This is a genomic window from Arthrobacter sp. cf158 (assembly GCF_900106835.1).
In the GTDB taxonomy this organism is placed as follows: domain Bacteria; phylum Actinomycetota; class Actinomycetes; order Actinomycetales; family Micrococcaceae; genus Arthrobacter.
Genome location: NZ_FNNR01000010.1, coordinates 26,809 through 48,277, shown reverse-complemented (window position 1 = coordinate 48,277; position 21,469 = coordinate 26,809). Strand labels below are relative to the sequence as shown.

The 21,469-nt window shown below is 62.4% G+C and carries 21 protein-coding genes and 1 tRNA gene; 9 read left to right on the top strand and 13 right to left on the bottom strand.

What is annotated here, in order from left to right:
- Positions 1 to 4: 4 nt before the first annotated feature.
- Positions 5 to 1,531: an arabinosylfuranosidase ArfA gene (locus BLW08_RS18715; protein WP_091327063.1), complete on the bottom strand. Its 1,527-nt coding sequence runs from the start codon at positions 1,529 to 1,531 to the stop codon at positions 5 to 7.
- Positions 1,532 to 1,667: 136 nt separating this feature from the next.
- Here BLW08_RS18715 and BLW08_RS18710 point away from each other — a divergent pair, with 136 nt between their 5' ends.
- Positions 1,668 to 2,288, top strand: coding sequence for a class I SAM-dependent methyltransferase (locus BLW08_RS18710; RefSeq protein ID WP_091327060.1), 621 nt, complete (start codon positions 1,668 to 1,670; stop codon positions 2,286 to 2,288).
- Between the two features lie 67 nt (positions 2,289 to 2,355).
- On the opposite strand, the gene BLW08_RS18705 is transcribed toward BLW08_RS18710, so the two are convergent.
- The 6 genes from BLW08_RS18705 to BLW08_RS18685 all read right to left on the bottom strand — a co-directional run bounded on the left by BLW08_RS18705 (position 2,356) and on the right by BLW08_RS18685 (position 6,807).
- On the bottom strand, positions 2,356 to 2,946 hold the full coding sequence (locus BLW08_RS18705; RefSeq protein ID WP_091327058.1) for a hypothetical protein: 591 nt from the start codon (positions 2,944 to 2,946) through the stop codon (positions 2,356 to 2,358).
- Between the two features lie 84 nt (positions 2,947 to 3,030).
- The gene (locus BLW08_RS18700) at positions 3,031 to 3,633 is read right to left on the bottom strand and encodes a hypothetical protein (RefSeq protein ID WP_091327055.1); all 603 of its coding nucleotides are present in this window, start codon (positions 3,631 to 3,633) and stop codon (positions 3,031 to 3,033) included.
- An 84-nt stretch (positions 3,634 to 3,717) separates the two neighbouring features.
- On the bottom strand, positions 3,718 to 4,212 hold the full coding sequence (locus BLW08_RS18695) for a hypothetical protein (protein ID WP_091327052.1): 495 nt from the start codon (positions 4,210 to 4,212) through the stop codon (positions 3,718 to 3,720).
- A gap of 190 nt (positions 4,213 to 4,402) precedes the next feature.
- Complete coding sequence (locus BLW08_RS18690) at positions 4,403 to 6,466, bottom strand: hypothetical protein (RefSeq protein ID WP_091327049.1); 2,064 nt, start codon at positions 6,464 to 6,466, stop codon at positions 4,403 to 4,405.
- Between the two features lie 33 nt (positions 6,467 to 6,499).
- Entirely contained in the window at positions 6,500 to 6,628 is a 129-nt protein-coding gene (locus BLW08_RS24295) for a hypothetical protein (protein ID WP_302846919.1), read from the bottom strand.
- A 106-nt stretch (positions 6,629 to 6,734) separates the two neighbouring features.
- Positions 6,735 to 6,807, bottom strand: a tRNA-Lys gene (locus tag BLW08_RS18685).
- Between the two features lie 238 nt (positions 6,808 to 7,045).
- Here BLW08_RS18685 and BLW08_RS18680 point away from each other — a divergent pair.
- Positions 7,046 to 7,705: a hypothetical protein gene (locus BLW08_RS18680; protein ID WP_090823979.1), complete on the top strand. Its 660-nt coding sequence runs from the start codon at positions 7,046 to 7,048 to the stop codon at positions 7,703 to 7,705.
- Positions 7,706 to 7,941: 236 nt separating this feature from the next.
- Here the strand turns inward: BLW08_RS18680 and BLW08_RS18675 are convergent, their stop codons facing one another.
- Positions 7,942 to 8,673 (bottom strand): hypothetical protein, encoded by a 732-nt coding sequence (locus BLW08_RS18675; protein WP_090823981.1) that lies wholly within the window; start codon positions 8,671 to 8,673, stop codon positions 7,942 to 7,944.
- Positions 8,674 to 8,869: 196 nt separating this feature from the next.
- On the opposite strand from BLW08_RS18675, the gene BLW08_RS18670 reads away from it, so the two are divergent.
- Together BLW08_RS18670 and BLW08_RS18665 are read left to right on the top strand one after the other, a co-directional pair.
- The gene (locus BLW08_RS18670) at positions 8,870 to 9,487 is read left to right on the top strand and encodes a DUF47 domain-containing protein (protein WP_090823983.1); all 618 of its coding nucleotides are present in this window, start codon (positions 8,870 to 8,872) and stop codon (positions 9,485 to 9,487) included.
- Between the two features lies 1 nt (position 9,488).
- Positions 9,489 to 10,505 carry an inorganic phosphate transporter gene (locus BLW08_RS18665; protein WP_090823985.1) on the top strand — a complete coding sequence of 339 codons (1,017 nt, stop codon included), beginning with the start codon at positions 9,489 to 9,491 and terminating at the stop codon, positions 10,503 to 10,505.
- Between the two features lie 104 nt (positions 10,506 to 10,609).
- On the opposite strand, the gene pstB is transcribed toward BLW08_RS18665, so the two are convergent.
- The 4 genes from pstB to pstS all read right to left on the bottom strand — a co-directional run bounded on the left by pstB (position 10,610) and on the right by pstS (position 14,754).
- Positions 10,610 to 11,389: a phosphate ABC transporter ATP-binding protein PstB gene (gene pstB, locus BLW08_RS18660; RefSeq protein WP_011772968.1), complete on the bottom strand. Its 780-nt coding sequence runs from the start codon at positions 11,387 to 11,389 to the stop codon at positions 10,610 to 10,612.
- A gap of 69 nt (positions 11,390 to 11,458) precedes the next feature.
- A complete protein-coding gene (pstA, locus tag BLW08_RS18655) occupies positions 11,459 to 12,562 on the bottom strand; it encodes a phosphate ABC transporter permease PstA (RefSeq protein WP_091327046.1) in 1,104 nt (367 codons plus the stop codon).
- On the bottom strand, positions 12,563 to 13,495 hold the full coding sequence (pstC, locus tag BLW08_RS18650) for a phosphate ABC transporter permease subunit PstC (protein ID WP_024819033.1): 933 nt from the start codon (positions 13,493 to 13,495) through the stop codon (positions 12,563 to 12,565).
- A 137-nt stretch (positions 13,496 to 13,632) separates the two neighbouring features.
- Complete coding sequence (pstS, locus tag BLW08_RS18645) at positions 13,633 to 14,754, bottom strand: phosphate ABC transporter substrate-binding protein PstS (protein ID WP_091327044.1); 1,122 nt, start codon at positions 14,752 to 14,754, stop codon at positions 13,633 to 13,635.
- A gap of 250 nt (positions 14,755 to 15,004) precedes the next feature.
- Between pstS and BLW08_RS18640 the strand changes: the two genes are divergently transcribed.
- The 5 genes from BLW08_RS18640 to disA all read left to right on the top strand — a co-directional run bounded on the left by BLW08_RS18640 (position 15,005) and on the right by disA (position 20,494).
- Positions 15,005 to 16,132, top strand: coding sequence for an FUSC family protein (locus tag BLW08_RS18640; protein ID WP_090824097.1), 1,128 nt, complete (start codon positions 15,005 to 15,007; stop codon positions 16,130 to 16,132).
- A 90-nt stretch (positions 16,133 to 16,222) separates the two neighbouring features.
- Positions 16,223 to 16,921 carry a phosphatase PAP2 family protein gene (locus tag BLW08_RS18635; protein ID WP_090823993.1) on the top strand — a complete coding sequence of 233 codons (699 nt, stop codon included), beginning with the start codon at positions 16,223 to 16,225 and terminating at the stop codon, positions 16,919 to 16,921.
- A gap of 165 nt (positions 16,922 to 17,086) precedes the next feature.
- On the top strand, positions 17,087 to 18,460 hold the full coding sequence (gene radA, locus BLW08_RS18630) for a DNA repair protein RadA (RefSeq protein ID WP_091327042.1): 1,374 nt from the start codon (positions 17,087 to 17,089) through the stop codon (positions 18,458 to 18,460).
- Between the two features lie 54 nt (positions 18,461 to 18,514).
- Positions 18,515 to 19,138, top strand: coding sequence for a Pr6Pr family membrane protein (locus BLW08_RS18625; RefSeq protein ID WP_090823997.1), 624 nt, complete (start codon positions 18,515 to 18,517; stop codon positions 19,136 to 19,138).
- Between the two features lie 279 nt (positions 19,139 to 19,417).
- The gene (disA, locus tag BLW08_RS18620; RefSeq protein ID WP_024819020.1) at positions 19,418 to 20,494 is read left to right on the top strand and encodes a DNA integrity scanning diadenylate cyclase DisA; all 1,077 of its coding nucleotides are present in this window, start codon (positions 19,418 to 19,420) and stop codon (positions 20,492 to 20,494) included.
- Between the two features lie 33 nt (positions 20,495 to 20,527).
- Here disA and BLW08_RS18615 read toward each other — a convergent pair whose 3' ends face one another.
- Positions 20,528 to 21,250, bottom strand: coding sequence for a hypothetical protein (locus tag BLW08_RS18615; RefSeq protein WP_091327039.1), 723 nt, complete (start codon positions 21,248 to 21,250; stop codon positions 20,528 to 20,530).
- Between the last annotated feature and the right edge of the window lie 219 nt (positions 21,251 to 21,469).

Below are 21,469 nucleotides of genomic sequence, written 5' to 3'. Positions count from 1 at the left end.
TGTCCTAGGATTCCACTGCGAGCCGGATCATGCTCCAGCTCACGGCCGGAAGCTCAGCGGTGAGACCACCGCCGTCGAGCTTTACACTGACGTTTTCGGACGGCAGCACCGACGTCGAATCGTCGGCTGTCGCCTGCCAGTACGGATCCTTGTTCGTGTAGGTGACGGCCTCGATGATCCGCGCCGGGTTCAAGCTTCCGACGGCGGCATCCAGCGTCAGCACGTCGGTCGCCGAGCGGTTCACGGCGAAGACGACGGCCTCCTTGGCTTCTGCATTAAAGGTCGCCACTGCCGACAGAGACGTGAAGCCCGATGTCTTCCTGCTGTCCAAGCGCGGGGATTCGACGGCGAGGTTCAACACCGTGCCCGAGGCATTCTGCGAAGTGAGCGCAAACGGGTGGAACGTGGTCTGCTTCCGTGCCCGGCCGCCCGGCTCGGTCATGATGGGCGCGATCACGTTGACCAATTGGGCAAGGCTCGCTGAGTGCACCCGGTCCGTGTTGCGCAGCAGCGTGATGAGCAGGTCACCCACCACCACCGCGTCGGCCACGGTGTAGCGGTCCTCCAGCAGCACCGGCGCTACCGGCCAGTCATCCCCGGTGGGTGCCTTGGACTCGTCCCGGGACATGTGCCAGACGTTCCACTCATCGAACGAGATGTTGATCTGCTTCTCGGATTTTGTTGCCGACTTCACGTGGTCGATGTGGGACACCAAATCCTTAATGAAGGCCTCCATCCGATGCCCGGCAGACAGGTGCTCCTGGAGGCCGCCAAAGTCCTCGAAGTACTGGTGCGCCGAGATCAGGTCCACCAATTCATAGGTTTCGTGGAGGACCACGCGCTCCCATTCGCCGAATGTGGGCATGGAGGGCGCCGAACTTCCGCACGCCACCAGTTCCAAGTCCGGATTGACCATGCGCATGGCCCGCGCTGTTTCAGCGGCGACCCGCGCGTACTCCCCGGCCTTCTTGTGGCCGATCTGCCAGAAACCGTCCATTTCGTTGCCGAGGCACCACATTTTGATGTTGTGAGGCTCGACGGCGCCATTCGCCTTGCGCTTTTCGGATAGGGCGGTTCCACCCTTGATGTTGGAGTACTCCAGCAGGTCCAGGGCTTCCTGTGTTCCCCGAGTGCCCAGGTTCACGGCCATCATGGGCTCCACGCCGGCCTTCTCCGACCATTTGGCGAACTCGTCCACGCCTACCAGGTTGGGGTCGCTGGAGTGCCAGGCAAGATCCAGCCTTGTTGGGCGGTCTTCTTTGGGTCCCACTCCGTCTTCCCAGCGGTAGCCCGAAACGAAGTTGCCGCCCGGGTATCGGACTGTGGAGACGCCGAGTTCCTTGGTGAGCTCCAAGACGTCGGTGCGGAATCCGTCGTCGTCGGCTTTGGGGTGCCCGGGCTCGAAGATGCCCGTGTAGACGCAGCGGCCGAGGTGCTCAACGAAGGCGCCGAAGGTCTTCCTCCGGACGGGGCCCACGACGAACGCGGGGTCGATGGTGATTTTGGCCGTGGGGTTGTCTTGGTTTCCCAAAGGGTGGGTCCTTGTCTGCTGGTGCTGCCTGGTCTGCTTGCAAATTTACAACGTTATAGAAACCATGCTGGCGTGGTGCGGGTGCGAGAGTCAAGAGATTTCTTGCTGTGGCCAACTGATCCCTAGGCTGAGTTCCATGACGTCCGGAGTTGTGCGAACCGCCTATTCAGCCCGTGCAGCCGAGTACATCTCGCTGTTCGGCTCCATCAGCAGCACGCATCCGGTCGATAGGGAGTTGGTGTTGTCATGGGCTCGGGGATTGTCCGGGAAGGTTATCGACGCCGGCTGTGGGCCCGGACAATGGACAGCCTTCCTGCACTCCGGGGGCGTAGCCATCCAAGGCGTGGACTTGGTGCCGGAGTTCATTGAGACGGCCAAACAAAACTGCCCCGAGGCTCAATTCGCTGTCGGATCAATCGAACAGTTGCCGACGCCGGATCACTCATTGGCGGGAATCCTCGCCTGGTACTCACTGATCCACACTCCCCCGGCTGGGATCAGCCAGGTTTTGGACGAGTTCTCCCGGTGCCTCAAGCCCGACGGTGGCCTCCTGATTGGTTTCTTCGATGGCCCGGCGGGTGAGTCATTCCCGCATGCAGTGACTCCCGCCTACTTTTGGTCAGTGGAGGAAATGTCAGCACGGCTGCAGGATGCCGGCTTCGCCGTGATTGGCACGCACTCCCGCGCCGACCCCGGGGTGCGTCCCCACGCGGCCATCATTGCGCAACGGCTGCTCACTCCCAGTCGCGTTGGCTGAACGTACCTACTCGCATTGATAAATTTGCACCAGCCCAGAGTCAACAAGGGGCCGGGGCTCTTCAGCTCTACTTCGTGATTGGAGAGGGACTCGCGCTTGCTTCCTGCCTGTCCAACTCCTTGTAGATTTCGTGCTGATCCCCGGCGACGCAGGCACTGTCCATCTCCAGGCCGGAGCCTTTGACATTCGCGGTGAAGGATATGAGGTGTCCGCCGTTCTGATTGGCGTAGAGGCGGATGAGACCAGGGTCCAACGGGTTGGATTCGGTGCGGGTGGTGAAGCCCTTGGATTCCCACAACGTTTTGACCACGTCCGTTGAAGCTTCCAAGTCGAGGGTCTCCATGGTTTGGCTCATGACGCTGTAGTTCACACCCTCCCTGCCATCACCTGCATTGCAGGCGCTGTTTCTGAGGCCCTTATCGACCCATTTCTGGGGTCCGATGGCTTGCTGGGTTTCGGTTTTGAACGCGTGGAGATCCTTGAGGGCTTGTTTGAGCTCTTCTACCTGGGCCTTGACGGTCGCGGGATCGCTGGGATTGCTTGAGCCGGTCATGGGGTTCTCCGCGGTGGGCGTGCAGGCGCTCAGCGCAATGCCCGCGCCGACCAACACGGCGAGAATGCGGCTGGACTTTACCCGGGCTCTGGGTTCATAGGACATGGGGTTCACTCTTCCTGAGACTGTTCCACAGCCCACAAGCCAGCACGAGGCGACATAGGCAGCTCCTTTGGCGCGCCAGACAGCCTAGTTAGCAGACGGAGAGGAGCTGGGACTGGAAGGGGTCCCGTAAATTTCGGGATAAAGCTCCTTGTAGATTTCGTGCTGATCTCCGGCGATGCAGGCGCTGTTCATCTCCAGTCCGGAGCCTTTGATGTTTGCGAAGTAGGACACGAGGTGTCCGCCGTTCTCGTTGGCGTAGAGGCGGATGAGGCCCGGTTCCTTGGGGTTGGTTTCGGTACGGGTGGTGAAGCCCTTGGATTCCCAGAACGCTTTGACCACGCTTACTGATGCTTCCAGGTCCACGGGGTCAGGGGTTTGGGTCAGGATGCTGTAGTTCACGCCGTCTTGCCCGTCGGAGGTTCTGCAATCCATGTTACGAGTGCCCTTATCGACCCATTTCTGGGGTCCGATGGCTTGTTGGGTTTCGGTTTTGAACGCGTGGAGATCCTTGAGGGCTTGTTTGAGCTCTTCTACCTGGGCCTTGACGGTTGCGGGATCGCTGGGATTGGCTGTGCCGGTCATGGGGTTCTCCGTGGTGGGTGTGCAGGCGCTCAGTGCAACGGCCGCGCAGACCAACGCTGCGAGAATGCGGCTGGTCTTTAGACGGGCTCTGGGTTCATAGGACATGCGATTCACTCTTCCTGAGACTGTTCCACAGCCCACAAGCCAGCACGAGGCGACATAGGCAGCTCCTTTGGCGCACCAGACAGCCTAATTAACAGACGGAGAGGAGCTGGGACTGGAAGGGGTCCCGTAAATTTCGGGATAAAGCTCCTTGTAGATTTCGTGCTGATCCCCGGCGACGCAGGCACTGTCCATTTCCAGGCTGGAACCCTCGATGTTGGCGAAGTAGGACACGAGGTGTCCGCCGTTCTGATTGGCGTAGAGGCGGATGAGGCCTGGGTCCCTGGGGTTGGTTTCGACTCGGGTGGTAAAGCCCTTCGATTCCCAGAACGCTTTGACCACGCTTACTGACAATTCAAGGTCGACGGGGTCGGACGTGAGGGTGAGGACGCTGTAGTTCACACCCTCCCTGCCATCACCTGCATTGCAGGCGATGTTTCTGAGGCCCTCATCGGCCCATTTCTGGGGTCCGATGGCTTTCTGGGTTTCGGTTTTGAACGCGTGGAGATCTTTGAGGGCTTGTTTGAGTTCTTCGACCTGGGCTTTGACGGTTGCGGGGTCGCTGTTGTTTGAGCCAGTCATGGGGTTCTCCGTGGTGGGTGTGCAGGCGCTCAAGAAAGCTGCCCCGCAGAACAAAGCGATAGTCACGCGCAAGGTTTTCAGTCTCATCCGGAGCTCATGGGTCATGCGGTTCACTCTTTTCTGAAAAAGTTCCACAGGCCCCGCGCCAGCACGAGGCGACATAGGCAGTTCCTTTGGCGCGCCGAACTGCTTACTTCGCTGACGGAGAGGGGCTGGGACTGGAAGGGGGGCCGTAAATTTCGGGATACAGCTCTTTGTAGATTGCGGTTTGGTCTCCGGCGATGCAGACAGTGTCCATTTCCAGGCCGGAGCCTTTGACATTCGCGGTGAAGGATATGAGGTGTCCGCCGTTCTGATTGGCGTAGAGGCGGATGAGACCAGGGTCCAACGGGTTGGATTCGGTGCGGGTGGTGAAGGCCTTGGATTCCCACAACGTTTTGACGACTTTTGTTGAAGCCTCCAAGTCGAGGGTTTCCATGGTTTGGCTCATGACGCTGTAGTTCACGCCCTCCCTGCCATCACCTGCATTGCAGGCGCTGTTTCGAGTGCCCTTATCGACCCATTTCTGGGGCCCGATGGCTTTCTGGGTTTCGGTTTTGAACGCGTGGAGATCCTTGAGGGCTTGTTTGAGTTCTTCGACCTGGGCTTTGACGGTTGCGGGATCGCTGTTGTTTGAGCCGGTCATGGGGTTCTCCGTGGTGGGTGTGCAGGCGCTCAGCGCAACGGCCGCGCAGACTAACGCGGCGAGAATGCGGCTGGTCTTTAGACGGGCCTTGGGTTCATGGGGCATATGGTTCACTCTTTTCTGAAACCGTTCCACAGCCCACACGCCAGCACGAGGCGACATAGGCAGCTCCTTTGGCGCACCAGACAGCCTAATTAACAGACGGAGAGGAGCTGGGACTGGAAGGGGTCCCGTAAATTTCGGGATAAAGCTCTTTGTAGATTTCGTGCTGATCCCCGGCGATGCAGGCACTGTCCATCTCCAGGCCGGAACCCTCGATGTTTGCAAAGTAGGACACGAGGTGTCCGCCGTTCTGATTGGCGTAGAGGCGGATGAGACCAGGGTCCAACGGGTTGGTTTCGGTACGGGTACATTGTCAGCCGTATCGGGATTACCCGCAGAGACCTGCGCTTTCGGTGAGCCGTGGGTGAGGTCGAATCCGAGCAGGACAGCATCGCCCGCCACTCCAGCGTTGACAAGAGCCGCACGGATGCCGTTAAGAGCCTGCTGTTGCGTTTGCAGCTGCGTCCAGGCCGGGTTAGTTATCGACTCTCCGGTGCTGATGCGCAGGAGTTGAGGCGTCCTGGCCAGTTCGGCGTTGATGCGGTCCTGCTCGGTGATGAGACGGTTCCGGTTGGCGAGGTTCCGGGCCGTCGCGGTGACACCGTTCAGGTTCCCGATAACCCCGGGAAGGGCCTCGATCAGGAGCAACTGAGCCCCGCCGGGTTCAATTGCCCGGCCGACCATTTTGTGGCCGAGACCGGCCCACCACTTTGCTATCACGACGGGGTCCAGGCCAGGTTGTTGCAGGAGCCCTTGTAGTCGGTCTTTGTTTGCAGGCACGGCGAGCCACGCTTTTAGTTGATCGACGTTCAGTGCCCCGATGTCGTTCAAACCGACTTGCCCCGGTGGTGCGTACTGTATGAGGGCGCTGTTGAGCATGGTGTCAGCCATGGTGCCAGCGCCGGCTGTTTCGAAGGCCGCGGCGATCTGTTCAAGCCACGTCGCGTCAGCAGAGTTCTCCGTCAGCAGTTGCTCGAGTCCGGACACGAACGTGACACTGCCGCTGTTCACCCATGAACACGCTGAGGTGAAACCGCTCCACGCGTTCCGGATTCTGCCCAGCTCCGCTTCCGGGATGTTCGTGGAGGCGCGGGACTGGGCTACAAATTCGCGCAGCTTTCCAGGATCAGCCGAGCTGGTTGCGCCCCCCGATCCGCCGGCGAACCGGGCCCGGTCTCTCGCCGAGAACACCGCTGAAATCGTCGGCGCAACGACCGACCATTCCATGGGCATCGGATCGCTCGCCACGCTCTGGAAAAGCTGAGAGTGTTGTTCACGGATGTCGGCGCGTTGCTGCCAGGCAGAAAGTTCCTTCAGCCGGGCCTTCTCTTCCCGCGCTTTGAGCTTTGCCTGCCTGACGTCCTCCGCCAACGCCGCGAGGACACCGGCAAGACGGCCCCGGTCATCGGCCCGGACGGCCAAAGCGTTGGCGAACAAGGTCGCATAGCCGCCCTTGAAGTCCTCCATTGCATAATCCGTAGCGACACCCAGGAAGCCACCTTAGGACCGTAGAGTCTGATCGGCGGAATCAGCAGCGCTGATCAGAGCGTCGGCGGCGCTATCGTCGAAGGCAATCCCTGCCATCGCGCCGTCATCAATGAATCCCACGCCCCGAATCCCTTCGCCCATTAGTTAATCCATCGAATAGCATAACCCAGGCATGTCAGGGCGTGTGCCTTGACCGGGAAACAAAAAACAGGCCGGAGACTCAAGGTCTCCGGCCTGTCTTGGAGGGTGGGCCCTGTGGGGATCGAACCCACGACCCACGGATTAAAAGTCCGATGCTCTACCAACTGAGCTAAAGGCCCCTCCAGCTGTAGAAACAGCCATGAATACTGTACCCCAACGTCAACGCAGACAAGGAACTCGACGTGACGTGCGCCGTCGTCACCTTCTTTGGGTGAACGCTCGACGGCGGCGCGCGGCGCCAGCGGCGTGTCGGGTCCAGAGCGGGCGCAAAGCAGGTGCTGAAGGCACGCCGCCAGCAACAGCGCGGCCCGGCAACCGTTACTCGACCCCACCAGAGCACAGGAGTACGGTGAACTCATGAGCGAACAGCCAGGACCACCTGCGTACGGCGGAGCAAACAGACACCACAAGCCCAAGCCCTTCGCGCCCATCGATTTCGAACCGTTCGCAGGCGGGGCAGACCCCGCGCGCGTTTCCGAGGCCGCCCACCTCGCGGCACAGGCCTTGGTGCGCCGTGGCCGCGACAGCGACGACCCCAAGGTCACCCGCCGACTGGTGAAGCTGGCCGATGAACAGGGCCTCGAAGCGATCGCCGAGATGTGGGCCGAAAGCCCCGCCCGAAGCCTCCCCGGAGCGCTCTGGCGGCTTTACGCCCTCCGCGCCGCCACCATCCAGAACCCTGAGCGAATCTCCGTCTACTTCAGGGCCGGCCGCGACACGGCGCAGGTAGCCAACGTGGTTGCCGGTGCTGCCGAGCCGCCGGGAGCCGACGAAATGAAGACCATGGCTGACGCCATTCTGTCGGGAGCGTTCGACGGCGAGTTCGACGTCGCGCTGGAACGTTCCGCTGCTTTCTGCCGCGTCGTGGCGCTCGGCCAAGCTACTCTCGCAGATGGCGCGGAGCACAGCAACGAGGGCCACGCGAGCAAGCTCACGCGCAACTCACATCAGCTGGTGAAGACCGCCGAAGACCTTGAGCACGCCGCCAACGCGTGGCGTCTGGGCGAACTCGACTAAGCAGCAAAAGGGGCGAAACGTACCCACGTCGGCCACGGACTGTCAATGTTGACTTACCCAGCCGGACGGTGAAAACTAAAACTGGTGTCGAACCGCGAAACCCCCGGGCTTCAACTTATAGCCGCTTCGAGCGGCCTACCGCCGAGAGGCGTATCCGGTTCGGCACCATTTTTATGCCCGGACGCAGCAAGCCCGGGCCAGCACTAACGCAGACCCGGGCAACCGCGGGCGGGGAACTACTTCAGCGTGACAGTGGTGTTCGCTGATTGCTTCTTGTCGTGATCCAGCTTTCCATCCGCAGTCGCGGGAGTCATGGTTGCGGAGATCTCGGTTTCCTTACCGGACGCGTAGCCAAAGTTCTCAGCAACATTGAACGACTCACCCGGCTTGAGCACGAACGGGGCCTCTTCCTTAAGCTTGGTACCGGTGCTGCTCAGTCCGTGCTTCTTGTAACCGTCGCTGCTGGAGTCCGAGGGCATGCCGCCCAAGTACTTCCAGTCCGCGTATTTGGCGGAGGGCGTGATCAGCGAGTGGCTCAGCGGGATGTCTGCCGAGGAGGTATTGGTGACCACGTAGTTCAGGTACACGATCGGAGCACCCTTCTTCAACAGGTTCTCCTTGGTTTCCTTGTCCACGAACATGCTGTCCTTCGACGCTACGTCGGTGGCCACCTGGTAGATGTCCACACTGAAGCTTTCGCCCTTGATGGTGCCCAGCTTGTCCCCGGACTCGGAGATCGGCAGCGCCCAAGCGGCCACCGTGTACGAGCCCGACGAAGTACCGGCGCCCTCGGATGAGGTTGACGCCAACGGCGACGCCGAGGCTGACGGCGAGGCAGCCACGGAGGAGGACGACGACGGTTCGGAACCACCCGTCGTCGAGCCCGCCGTGGTTGCGCCGCAGGCGGTCAACGCCAGCAATCCGGCGGCTGCCAGGCCGGTGATTTTCACTACATTGTTGATGCGCACAATTCCCCCATTGATTGGATTAAATCGAAGACTTGCCAAGTCTCGCACGGATGCGCAGCAGCAGCGATGGGGACAACTGCCCGCCACGTTCCGGCAGGCTTCGCAGACGCCGCTCCCTGACCGGTAAAGTTGGGATCGAATGGGGCTGCGTCAAGTCAAGCCGCCCCCGCCCATCCGTCCCCAGCCCGGAAGCGACATGAAGCTGCGCCTTTTCCCCCAGGAACCTGCCGGGCTCGTACTGCTCGCGCAGATGGCCGGCGTCATTGTGGCCGCCACAGGAACGCTCTCCGAAATCCTCGGTGCCCCCGCAAGCGAACACCAGCGCCTGGCCGAAGAGCTGCACGAGCACGAGTCCAAGTCCTTGGACCTGCACTTCGCGCTGCTGACGCACATGCGGACGAGCTTCGTGAATCCACTCCCCCGCGAAGACATGTACACCCTGTCCCGCCACCTCAACGAGGCCATGGAGAAGCTCGATGCCGCCGGCGACCTCGTGGCCCTCTATAAACTTGATCGGCTGCCCAAGCGTGCAGCAGACCAATTGGAAATCATCAGCCGCCAGGCCGAGCTCACGGTGGATGCCATGCGGAAACTTGAGGACCTGGATGAGCTTGAGGACTACTGGATCGAAATCCTGCGGCTCGCCAAACGCGCTGAGCGGACCCATCGAATCTGGGTGGCCGAGATGCTCAAGGACATGAAGTCCACGCAGTACGCGCGGCACCGGGACATCGCCAACCAGTTGGTGGAAGTTACCAAGGACATGCGGAAGGTCGCTACGCAGGTAGGCAGCATCATCGTCAAGGAATCATGACGTGACCATCGCCATCCTGGTCCTGGTGGTTGGCTTGGCCTCGGGATTCGCATTCCTCAACGGCTTCCGCGATGTCTCCAACGCCGTCGCCCTTTCCACGCGCACCCGTGCCCTCACGCCATCCATTGCTGTGCTCCTGGCAGCGATCTTCAACTTTGTCGGCGCCATGCTGAGCGGCACCTTCGTTCTGGCCTTCACGCAGTCGTGGATCACTTTGCCCGATGGCACCAGTGGACTCACCATCCTCGCCTCGGCACTCACGGCATCCATTCTGTGGGGCGTCTACGCGTGGTGGCGGGGCATCCCGTTGTCCTCCACCAACTCACTGGTGGGCGGCCTGATCGGTGCAGGGGCCGCGAGCATCCTGGTGGGCGGAAACGCGGTGGGCGGCATGGACAACATCCTGTTTACCCAGGTGGCGCTGCCGCTGGTTCTTTCGCCCGTCATCGCGTTCGCTGCGGCGTACCTGCTTGTCTGGCCAGTAACGTGGGCCGCCCGGTACACACAGCCAAACGTGGTGAACCGGCGCTTCCGCCGCGCACAGGCCGTATCCACTGCTGCTGTGGCGTTCGGTCACGGCCTTCAGGATGGCCAGCGGACGGCTGCGGTGGTTGTGCTGGCCATGGTGGCCGCGGGGCTGTCCACCGGCGCCGATGTGCCGCTGTGGATCCTGTTACTCACCGCCATCATGCTGACCGCGGGAACCATGTTCGGTGGCTGGCGGATCTCACACACCCTCGGCCACAAACTCATCCGGGTGGACCCATTGAGGGGCTTCGTGGCACAGACCCTGACCTCCGTGATGCTCTTCATCGGCGCCATCGGATTCCACCTGCCGCTCTCCACCACGCACACGTTGACCGCTTCCGTGCTGGGAGCGGGCATCAACCAGCGGTTCCACGCCGTCAACAGGCAGCTGGTCCGGCGGATCCTGCTGTTCTGGGTGGCCACTCCCCTGATCACGGCAGCCATGGCCTTCATCCTGGAACTGGCATTCTCGCCCCTCGCGGACCTGTAACCCCACCCGGGCAACAAAAAACGACGGCGGCCGTACCCCCAAGGCGACGGCCGCCGTCGTTCTGTGCCGACTCCCCCCATAGAAGCCGGAACCTGCAGAACCCTTTATCCGAAGCGGCCGGAGACGTAGTCTTCCGTTGCCTTCTGGCCAGGGTTGTTGAAGATGCTGGTGGTGTCAGCGAACTCGATCAGCTTGCCTGGCTTGCCCGTGCCTGCGATGTTGAAGAACGCGGTCTTGTCGGACACACGAGCGGCCTGCTGCATGTTGTGGGTCACGATCACCACGGTGTACTGGTCCTTGAGCTCGTTGATGAGGTCCTCAACAGCCAGCGTGGAGATGGGGTCCAGGGCGGAGCACGGCTCGTCCATGAGGATCACCTGGGGCTCAACGGCGATGGCGCGGGCGATGCACAGACGCTGCTGCTGGCCACCGGAAAGACCCGAGCCAGGCTTGTCCAGACGGTCCTTGACCTCGTTCCAGAGGTTGGCGCCCACCAGGGACTTCTCCACCAGGGCGTCGGCTGCGCCCTTGGAGATCTTCTTGTTGTTCAGCTTCACGCCGGCCAGCACATTGTCGCGGATGGACATGGTGGGGAACGGGTTGGGGCGCTGGAAGACCATGCCCACCTGGGTGCGGACGGTCACGGGGTCCACGCCGGGGCCGTAAAGGTTGTCGCCGTCCAAGAGGACCTCTCCCTCGACGCGCGCGCCGGGAAGGACCTCGTGCATGCGGTTCAGCGTGCGGAGGAAGGTGGACTTGCCGCAGCCGGACGGGCCGATGAAAGCCGTAACGGACTTGGCCTGGATGTTGATGTTGACGTCCTCGACGGCCAGGAAGTTGCCGTAGTAGACATTCAGGTCTTTGACGTCGATGCGCTTGGACATGGTGTTCCTTTGTTCCTTGGGGGTGTGGAAGTTTGAAGGTGCCGCCGTCACAACCGGCGGCCGGCCCGGCTAGCGTCCCGTTTTGGGCGCGAACAGACGGGCTATGAGGCGGGCTCCGAGGTTCAGGAGCATCACCAGGATGATCAGCACCAGCGCCGCGCCCCAAGCACGCTGATCCGAGGGCTCAGGGTTGGACGGCGACGTCGGGTTGAGGATCTGCGTGTAAATGAACGTGGGCAGCGATGCCATCCAGCCGCCGAAGACGTTGTTGTTGATAGTGGTGGCGAAGCCTGCCGTCACCAGGATCGGCGCGGTTTCGCCAATAACCCGGGCGATCGCCAAGGTGACACCGGACGCGATGCCGGAGATCGCCGTCGGAATAACCACCTTGGTGATGGTCCGCCACTTGCGCACGCCCAGCGCGTACGAGGCCTCGCGGAGCTCGTTGGGGACGATCTTGAGCATTTCCTCGCTGGAGCGGACAACAACAGGGATCATCAGGACGGAAAGCGCGACGGCGGCTACCGCGCCGGTCTTGGTGCCGGGGCCAACGATGGCGAAGAAGAACGCTGCCGCGAAGAGGCCGGCCACGATCGAGGGGATGCCGGTCATGACATCCACGAAGAACGTGATGGCGCGGGCCAGCGGACGGTCGTTGCCGTATTCCACCAGGTAGATGGAGGTCAGGAGGCCCACGGGTACGGAGATGACAGTGGCAAGGAGCGTGATCTGGATGGTGCCCAGCAGTGCGTGGTAGATGCCGCCGAGTACCGGGGCGCCTTCCTCCACTGCCTTGTTGTCGAACGCGCCCGTGACACCGTTCATGGAGGTGCCCAGGAAGCCGGGAGTGATGAGGCCGGGGATGCCGTTGACCAGCACAGTGAAGATCACTGAGATCAGGGGCAGGAGTGCAATCAGGAACGAGCCCACCACCAGGCATGTGGCGAGCTTGTCCTTGGCCTTCCGTGAGCCTTCAACAGCACCGCTCCAGGAAACGAGGCCCACGGCAAACAGGATGGCGGACACGATGCCCCAGCCGAAGGCGTTGAAACCGATGAGCGCCATGATGGCCGCACCCACAATGAGCGCGACGGCCAGGACAATGTAGGGCGCGAACTTGGGCAGCTGGCCCTTGGTGAGCGCTGAGCGCTTGCGGACTACTGTGGCGGACATTTAGTTGGCTCCCGAGAATTCTTTGTGCCGGGTGATGATCCAGCGGGCGATCATGTTCACGCCCAAGGTGATGACGAACAGCACCAGGCCGGCGGCGATCAACGTGTTGACCTTGATACCGCTGGCTTCGGGGAAGTTCAGGGCAATTTCCGCGGCGATAGTCTGGTTGCCGGACTGGATGAGGCTCGCAGTGAGGACACCGGAGGAGAGCACCAGGGCAACGGCCATGGTCTCGCCGAGTGCCCGGCCGAGGCCCAGCATGATGGCGCTGATGATGCCGGGGCGACCGAAGGGCAGCACCGCCATTTTGATCATTTCCCAGCGGGTGGCTCCCAGTGCGAGCGCTGCTTCCTCGTGCAGCTTGGGGGTCTGCAGGAAGATTTCGCGGGACAGGGAGGTGATGATGGGCAGGACCATGACGGACAGGACGATGCCCGCGGTCAGGATGGTTTTTCCGGTGGCGGATGCCGGTCCTTCAAAGATGGGGATCCAGCCGAGGTAGGTGGCCAGCCAGTCGTAGGCGGGTGAGATTTCCTTGGCCAGGAAAGCCGCACCCCAGGCGCCGTAAACAACGGAGGGGATGGCTGCGAGCAGGTCCACCACGTAGCCCAGGCCGGCGGCGAGCCGGCGGGGGGCATAGTGGGAGATGAACAGTGCCACGCCGATTGCCACGGGGGTGGCGATGACGAGGGCGATCACGGCGGCAATCAGGGTTCCCACCACGATGGGGGCGATGTAGGCGAAGAAGCCGTTGCCGCCCTGGATGTCCTCTGCAGGGGCCGTCAGGGCCGGAATTGCCTGCACCACGAGGAACAGCGCGACTCCGAAGAGGACCGCAAGAATCAGGCACCCTGCGGCCATGGCGGCCCCGGAGAAAACCTTGTCCCCGGCGCGTCCTGCGCCTTGGGAGGTTGTCAGGGAGTTGGTGGTCACTTCACGTTCCTTCAGTCTGGAGTGAACTGGTCTTACATGGCTAAGTTCCCTGCCCCGCTCCAGCGGCTCTGCGGCCACTCGGCGCGGGACAGGGAACTTCAGTGTTCAGCCGGGTTCAGAAAACCCGCCGGGAAACCTTAGGACTTGGCCTTGATGGTTTCGATGGCGGCCTTGGCCTTGTCCTGCAGCGTCTTGGAGAGCGGTGCGGACTTCGCGGCGTCAGCTGCGGTCTTCTGTCCTTCGTCGGAAACGACGTACGTTTCGAAGCCCTTGACCAGGTCAGCAACTTCCTTGGTCTCGTAGGTGGTGCACACAACGTGGTAGGAGACGAGGACTACGGGGTAGGCGCCCGACACGGTGGTCTTGCGGTCCAGCTTGATGGCGACGTCGTTTGCGGCGCGGCCGTCAACTGCCTTGCCGGCTTCTACAGCCTTGGCTGCAGCGTCTGCGGAGATCTTGACGAACTCTTCGCCCACCTTGATGGAGGCGGTGCCCAGCTTGCCGGAGACAGCGGAGTCATCAGCGTAGGTCACGGCACCCGGGGTGTCGGTGACGGTCTTGACGACGCCGGAGGTGCCCTTGGCGTTCTCGCCCTTCAGGGTTGCGGGCCAGATGCCGGCAGCCTTGTCGGTCCAGACCTCGGGAGCAGCAGCTGCGAGGTAGTCGGTGAAGTTGGTGGTGGTACCGGAGTCATCGGAGCGGTTCACCGGGGTGACCTTGAGGTCCGGAAGGGTGACGCCGGCGTTGAGGGCGGCGATGGCGGGGTCGTTCCAGTTGGCAATCTCGCCACGGAAGATCTTGGCCACCGTTGCTGCGTCGAGCTTCAGTTCCTTGACGTCAGGAATGTTGAAGGCCACAGCGATCGGGGAGATGTAGACCGGGATGTTGATGGCGCCGTCGGGGCCGCACTTGGCCTTGGAGCTCTCCAGCTCTTCGTCCTTGAGGTAAGCGTCGGAGCCGGCGAACTGTGCCGAACCGTCGATGATGGCCTTGCGGCCTGCGCCGGAACCGTCCGGGGAGTACTGCACGGTGGCGCCCTGGTTGGCGCTGGCGAAGCCGGCCTTCCACGCATCCATGGCTGCGCCGGTGGAGGAGGCGCCGATGCCGGTCAGGGTGCCGGTGACTTTGGTGCCTGCTGCAGCGGACTGGGTGCCGCCAGTGGTGCCCGTTGCGTTGTCTGAACCGCAAGCGGTGAGCGCGAGTGCGCCTGCTGCGATGACCGCGATTGCCGCGTTGCGGCCGAAGCGAGTTGCCTTCACTTGGATGTACCCCTTCCAGGGATTTATCTGATGCGGGCCGAACGGAGATTTCGGCGTGCGCGAGCTATGGACCAATGTGTTCCTTTACTGAAGGTAAGGAGCGCAGGTAACGGGACCTGTTGTGGAAGGTGAACAGAAAGTGAACGACGGCGGACCATTGGGTGATGTGGCGCGCGCCACCTTGAGCGGCACTGCCGTTGCGGTCGGTGCCCTGCGTTGGAACGCACCGTGGGCAAATAGACTGGAAGACATGGCTTCCGCAAAGGGATTTTCTGCAAGCAAGAGGTTCCTGCGCGCCAGAGTCCGGACAGGTTTGGTCCGGAGCAGGAACTCGTTAACCCCTGCCATCCAGATGACTGTGTGCGCGGTGGGTGCCTACGCCTTCGCTGAATATGTGCTGGGCCACCAAGGGCCTCTGTTTGCCGCGACGTCTTCCCTGATCGCACTCGGATTCTCCCGCGATCCGCGCCTGCGCCGGGTCATAGAGGTGGGCCTTGGCTGCACACTGGGCATCGTTGTTGGTGACCTGCTGCTTCACTGGCTGGGCGCCGGGATCTGGCAGGCCGCCGTCGTACTTCTTTTCTCCATCCTCCTGGCCAGGTTCCTGGACAGCGGCACTATTTTCACCACGCAGCTGGGGCTGCAGTCCTTGCTGGTGGTGCTGCTGCCGGCGCCGGCCGGCGGGCCTTTTACGCGCAGCCTGGATGCGGTGGTTGGTGGTGTGTTCGCGTTGCTGGTGACCATCCTGGTGCCGAAGGATCCGCGGCGCGAACCCCGCAAGGACGTCCAGAAGATCCTGCATGAGCTCGCCGAAGTGCTGCGTGAGTGCGCCAAAGCCATGGTGGACAGCGATTCCACGCAGGCCTGGCACGCCCTGATCCGCGGCCGGAACTGTCAGCCTCTGGTGGACCGGATGCGGCAAACGCTGCGGGCTTCCGGTGAGGTGGCAACCCTGGCTCCAGCCCACCGGAGGCATCGCGACGAGCTGGCCGGCCTGGAACATTCCCTGGAGTACATCGACCTCGCGCTGCGTAACAGCCGGGTGTTTGCCCGCCGGCTCACCAGCGCCATCAACCATGCGGCCCTCTCCGATGAAGCGATCGACAGTATCTCCGAGGTCCTGCAGGAAACCGCAGCCGCGATCGATGAGATGACCATTGGCTTGTCCGAGCAGAGCGAAGGCACCCGCCGGGTACACCTGCGCCGCGCCCGGAACGACCTCTCTGACATCGCGGCCCGGCTGCACCCCAAGATGCTGGACGTCCAGAGGTTGGAGGGCGAAACCGTGGTGATGCTGTTCCGCCCGCTCATGGTGGATCTCTTGGAAGCGAGCGGGATGGAGCCGGAGGAAGCGCGGGCTGTGCTGCCGGCACTTTAGTCCTCGCAGACCTTCACAGTTGCCGCAGATGTTCACAGTTCCCGCAGACCTTCACAGAGAAGCTTCAGACCCGCTTGACAGAATGGTCCGATGATCCCTGCCTTTTCCACACGCTTTCGGGCTGCACCGGCGCTCCGGCAACGGCAGCGGCCCTTGTTCCTTTGGGCAGGTGGCTTGCTGGTGGCGGGCGACGCCATCTTCTGGCTGATGTTCGCTGCAGTGCTGTCCCAGACCGGGCTGGCCACCATGGACGGCACGGTCCACAGCTTCATGGTCGATTCACGGGGCCCTGCCCTCACCGCTGTCCTCACGGCCCTGACCACCGTGACCTCGCCTGTGTGGATGACAGGTATTGGTGTTGCGGTGGCAGTCATGTGGACGGTTTGGAAGCGGGAACTCTGGCGCCCGGCGGTGCTGATGGGCGCCATGCTGCTTGCCGTTGTCCTCTCCACTCTGATCAAACAGGATGTGGGCCGCTCCCGGCCGCCGTCGTCCGATTTTTTGCTGGGCCCGGACGACGCCCTCTCCTTCCCGTCCGGCCACACCCTCGGCGCAGGCATCTTCGCGCTGGTCCTCACCTACCTGATCGTGTCGCGTTCCGGCACTCGCACGACGGCGGTGCTCGCGTTTACCGGCGCTGCCTTGCTGACGCTGCTGGTTGGTTACAGCCGGATCTACCTTGGGTACCACTGGCTCACGGACGTCGTCGCTTCGCTCGGTGTCACCCTGGGCGTGACGGGCATAGCGGTGTTTGTGGACGCAGCCCGGCATGGTGGGCGGGCGGTGTAGGCGCCGCGTTGACGCCCGGTCCATTTCGACGACTCGCTGCGGTTTAGACCGTTCCTACCATCGAACGCGAAGCGCGGCATCGAATCGGGCGCCTGCGCACCGCGAACTGATGGTGCAGGTGGACTCTGCCTAATACTGTCAGTCCCCGCGACTAACCTTGAACCCATGGCCACCAAGACTACACGCGCATCCAAGACTCCCGCCTACAAGTGTGCCGAGTGCGGTTGGACCGCCATCAAGTGGGTGGGTCGCTGCGGCGAGTGCCAGGCTTGGGGCACCGTTGAGGAATACGGTGCCACTGTCGCGCGGACGACGGCGGCCGCCACCGTTCTGGAGCCGGCCCGCCGTATCGCTGAGGTGGATGGAACAACTGCGGCATTCCTGCCCACGGGCGTGGACGAGCTGGACCGCGTGCTGGGAGGAGGGCTTGTTCCTGGTGCCGTCATCCTGCTCGCCGGGGAGCCCGGCGTCGGAAAGTCCACGCTCCTGCTGGACGTCGCCGCCAAGTTCGCCCGCACCGGCCAGGACGTTTTGTACATCACGGGCGAGGAGTCTGCGGCCCAGGTGAAGCTGCGCGCTGAACGCATCGACGCCGTCGCACATACTCTCTATCTTTCTGCGGAAACCGATCTTGGGCAGGCACTGGGCCAGGTGGAGAAGCTGGAGCCTAAGTTGCTGATCGTGGATTCCGTCCAGACGCTGAGCAGCGCGGATGTTGAAGGCAGCGCCGGGGGCGTTTCCCAAGTCCGCGAGGTAGCCGCCTCCATCATTGCCGCAGCCAAGCGGCGGAACATGACCACGCTGCTGGTGGGCCACGTGACCAAAGAAGGCACCATCGCCGGTCCGCGGCTGCTGGAGCACCTGGTGGACGTGGTCTGTCAGTTCGAGGGCGAGCGCCACTCCCGGTTGCGTCTGCTCCGGGCCGTCAAGAACCGCTACGGTGCAACGGACGACGTCGGATGCTTTGATCTTAATGAGGCAGGCATCGAAGGCCTTGCGGATCCCAGCGGGCTGTTTGTTTCGCGGACGCGTGAGCCTGTCTCAGGGACCTGCATCACGGTGACCATGGAGGGTCGCAGGCCGTTGCTTGCCGAAGTCCAATCGCTGCTGGCGGAGAGCCCCAACTCGCAGCCACGCCGTGCCACCAGCGGCCTGGAGAGCTCCCGGGTTGCCATGCTCCTCGCGGTCCTTCAGCAGCGGGCCGGGTGCATGCTTCACAAAGACGATTCCTACGTGGCGACCGTGGGCGGCGTGAAGCTCACCGAGCCGGCTACGGACCTGGCGGTTGCGTTGGCTGTGGCATCGGCCAAATCCCGTAAGGCGCTTCCCCAGCGGCTCATTGCGTTTGGCGAGGTGGGCCTGGCAGGTGAAGTCCGTCCGGTTCCCGGTATCAACCAGCGCATCCAGGAAGCCCACCGGCTGGGCTTCACCCACGCGATTGTTCCGGCCAGCCCGGCAGGCGCAGGTGTCATCCCGGAGGGCTTCTCGGTGCGCGAAGTAGGCCACTTGGCGGAGGCCCTGGAACTGCTGATCACTTAACCCTTCCGGGGTGTCGCACACCTTCCGGGCTGCGGGTTCGGCAAGGATTGGCTCATGACCAAAAGAACTGTGCTTATCGGGGGACGCTTTTTCTTCGGCCTCTTGACCTTGGTGGCGGTGGGGACGCAACTGGCTGTCCACATTGGCTTGGGGTTCGACGTCTGGAACTTCTTCAGCTACTTCACCAACCTTTCGAATCTCTTCGCCGCCGCAGTGCTCCTTATCAGTGGCTACCGGGTTCTTATCCGCAAGCGGCCAACCGAAGCGGACGATGTCACCCGTGGCACGGCCACCATTGCCATGGCCATTGTGGGCATTGTCTTCGGCGCGCTCCTCACAGGGCAGGACCTGGGATCCATGGTTCCGTGGGTCAACTTCGTGGTCCACTACCTGATTCCCGTGGTGATGGTTGCCGACTGGCTGTTCCAACCCCCACGGGCGCGCCTTGAAGTCCGGCACATCTGGTACTGGCTCATCTACCCCGTGTTTTACCTGGCTTACAGCCTGATTCGTGGCGCGTTCGTCAACTGGTACCCGTACTGGTTCATCGATCCCGCACGGGCGGGCGGCTGGGGTGGCGTGGTGGTCTTCGCGTTGGCCATCACAGTAGGTTTCGTCGTAGTGAGCTTTGCGATGCTCTGGCTCGGGAATAAGCTCAAGCGCCAGGTGGATTACTAAACGCCGGCATCGCCCGGGTATCTACACCAATTTGTTATATTTGCCCACCTCAGGGGAGAAAGTTCCCAAAGTGCACCTGTAGGACAGGCTCGGGAAATGCACCTTCCAAGGCTCATGGAACATCACGAAATGACCCACTTTGGGGCTTGCTGGTGCGGTTAACAGTGCCCGGAAGCCCTATCATTGTGCTTGTCGTCATGTGGGCATTTTTGTTGAGCGCACTGACGCCGGATTCAGCTTGTCTGTGAGCCGTGGCTTACACCTTCGAAGGGAAACCCTATGGCCCGGAGCCCGGAAGAATCGCTCAAGGCGACTCTGGCCAGAGTCGCACCCGGAACTCCGTTACGCGATGGCCTCGAACGCATCCTCCGTGGGCGCACTGGGGCCTTGATTGTGCTGGGCTATGACCGCACCATCGACTCCATCTGTTCCGGTGGCTTCGATATCGGCATCGACTTCTCCCCCACCCGGCTCCGTGAGTTGGCCAAGATGGACGGCGCCATCATTTGCGACAAGGACGCCAGCAACATCGTGCGCGCGGCAGTCCAGCTGGTTCCGGACTCGAGCATCGAAACCCAGGAATCCGGCACCAGGCACCGCACCGCCGAGCGCGTGGCCATCCAGACCGGCGTTCCCGTCATTTCAGTCAGCCAATCCATGCAGATCATCGCTCTTTACGTGAACGGCCTGCGGCACGTGCTGGAGGGCTCCGAAAAGGTGCTGGCCAGGGCCAACCAGGCCCTGGCAACGCTGGAACGGTACAGCGCACGGTTGGACCAAGTCACCAGTTCCCTTTCTGCCTTGGAAATCGAAGCCCTGGTTACCGTCAGGGACGTCGCCGTGACACTCCAGCGCCAGGAAATGGTTCGCCGCATCTCCGAGGAAATCGCCCAATACGTCCTTGAACTGGGCGAGGACGGCCGGCTCCTTTCCCTCCAGGTGGAGGAGCTCACCATGGGCCGGGGCCCGGGCAGCGACGTCATCATCCGTGACTACTCTGACCCCGACGCCACCCCGGAAGAGATCGAGGAAGCCGTCCAGGCCCTCCTCAACCTGGGCCCGACTGAACTGATCGACCTCAGCCGCATCGCCCACATCATCGGGTTCGCTGGTGGGGTTGAGCAACTGGATGCCGTGGTTCAACCGCGCGGCTACCGGCTGCTGTCCGGTTTGAAGTCCGTCCCGAAGGCAGTGGCCGACCGCCTGGTGGACTACTTCGGAGGGCTCCAGAACCTCATGGCGGCCACCATCGATGACCTCATGACTGTTGACGGCATCGGCGATCAGCGTGCCCGTACAGTCCGCGAGGGCTTGAGCCGCATGGCGGAAGCCAGCTTGCTGGACCGCTTCCTTTAAGCCGGCTGCCGTCGTCGAACGCTGTTGGAGCGGCTAGTTCAGCTGGAAGACTGCCTTGGGGCTGGCTTTGTTTCCAAGGCGTGCCTCGAACGTGTAGTAGGCCCCACCGCCGCCGGGTTTGGCGTTGATGGCACCGCAGCCCTCCAATGTCCGGTTGCGCTGCCACGGGAAGTTCGCAGTTTCGCTCTTGCCCGGCTGGATGGTCTTGATGAGGTCCTCGCCGCCTGTTTGGCAGTCCTTGGATGAGAAGATGCGGTCCGAGCCGCTCATCACCAAGTACTCCATTTGCGACGTCCCCACATTGACCTCGCACGGGGCTGTGCCGCCGTTGGTGATGGTCATGGTGAGCAGAGGTTTCTCTTCACCGCCATAGGCGGCCTTGTCGGTTTTGGCGGCGACGGTCATGAGGTTGAAGTCGCACACAGGCGTGGGCGAGGCGGAGGGTGACGGCGTTCCTGAAGGGGCACTCCCCTGCGTCGGTGCCTGGGAAGCATCCGGCGTGCTGGCCGCCTGTGGTTCAGATTTACCGGTAACCGCACCAGTGATGGCGACGGCCGCTGCCACGAGCAAGACGATCACCAGCAGCAGGCCACCAAAAACAACCTGACGACGACGGCGGTACACGGCCGGGCTGGGCCGCCGCCTCGGGCCTGGGCTGCTTTTGCCCGTGGCTCCGGCGCGGGATGAGCCAAGGGCAGCACCCTTCGCCGGCGCTGTTGAGCGCGCGGTCGACTGCTGCTTACCCTTGTTGGCCATGGTTCTAGGCTAGGCTCGCGGCCGTCGGGCCACCTAACCTACACGCCGCAGCGGCCCAATCCGGGGCTGTGTGACGTCGGCCATGGGGGTGAACAAGCGTGGTTATGGAGAGCCACAAAAGAGCCAGGGAAAACCAAGTGCCGGCCCGTCCCCGGTGAGTATGCTGTGGCTATTGGCATTGAGCCTGTATTTGGGCTGCTTCGGGGGAGAGGGCTGGAG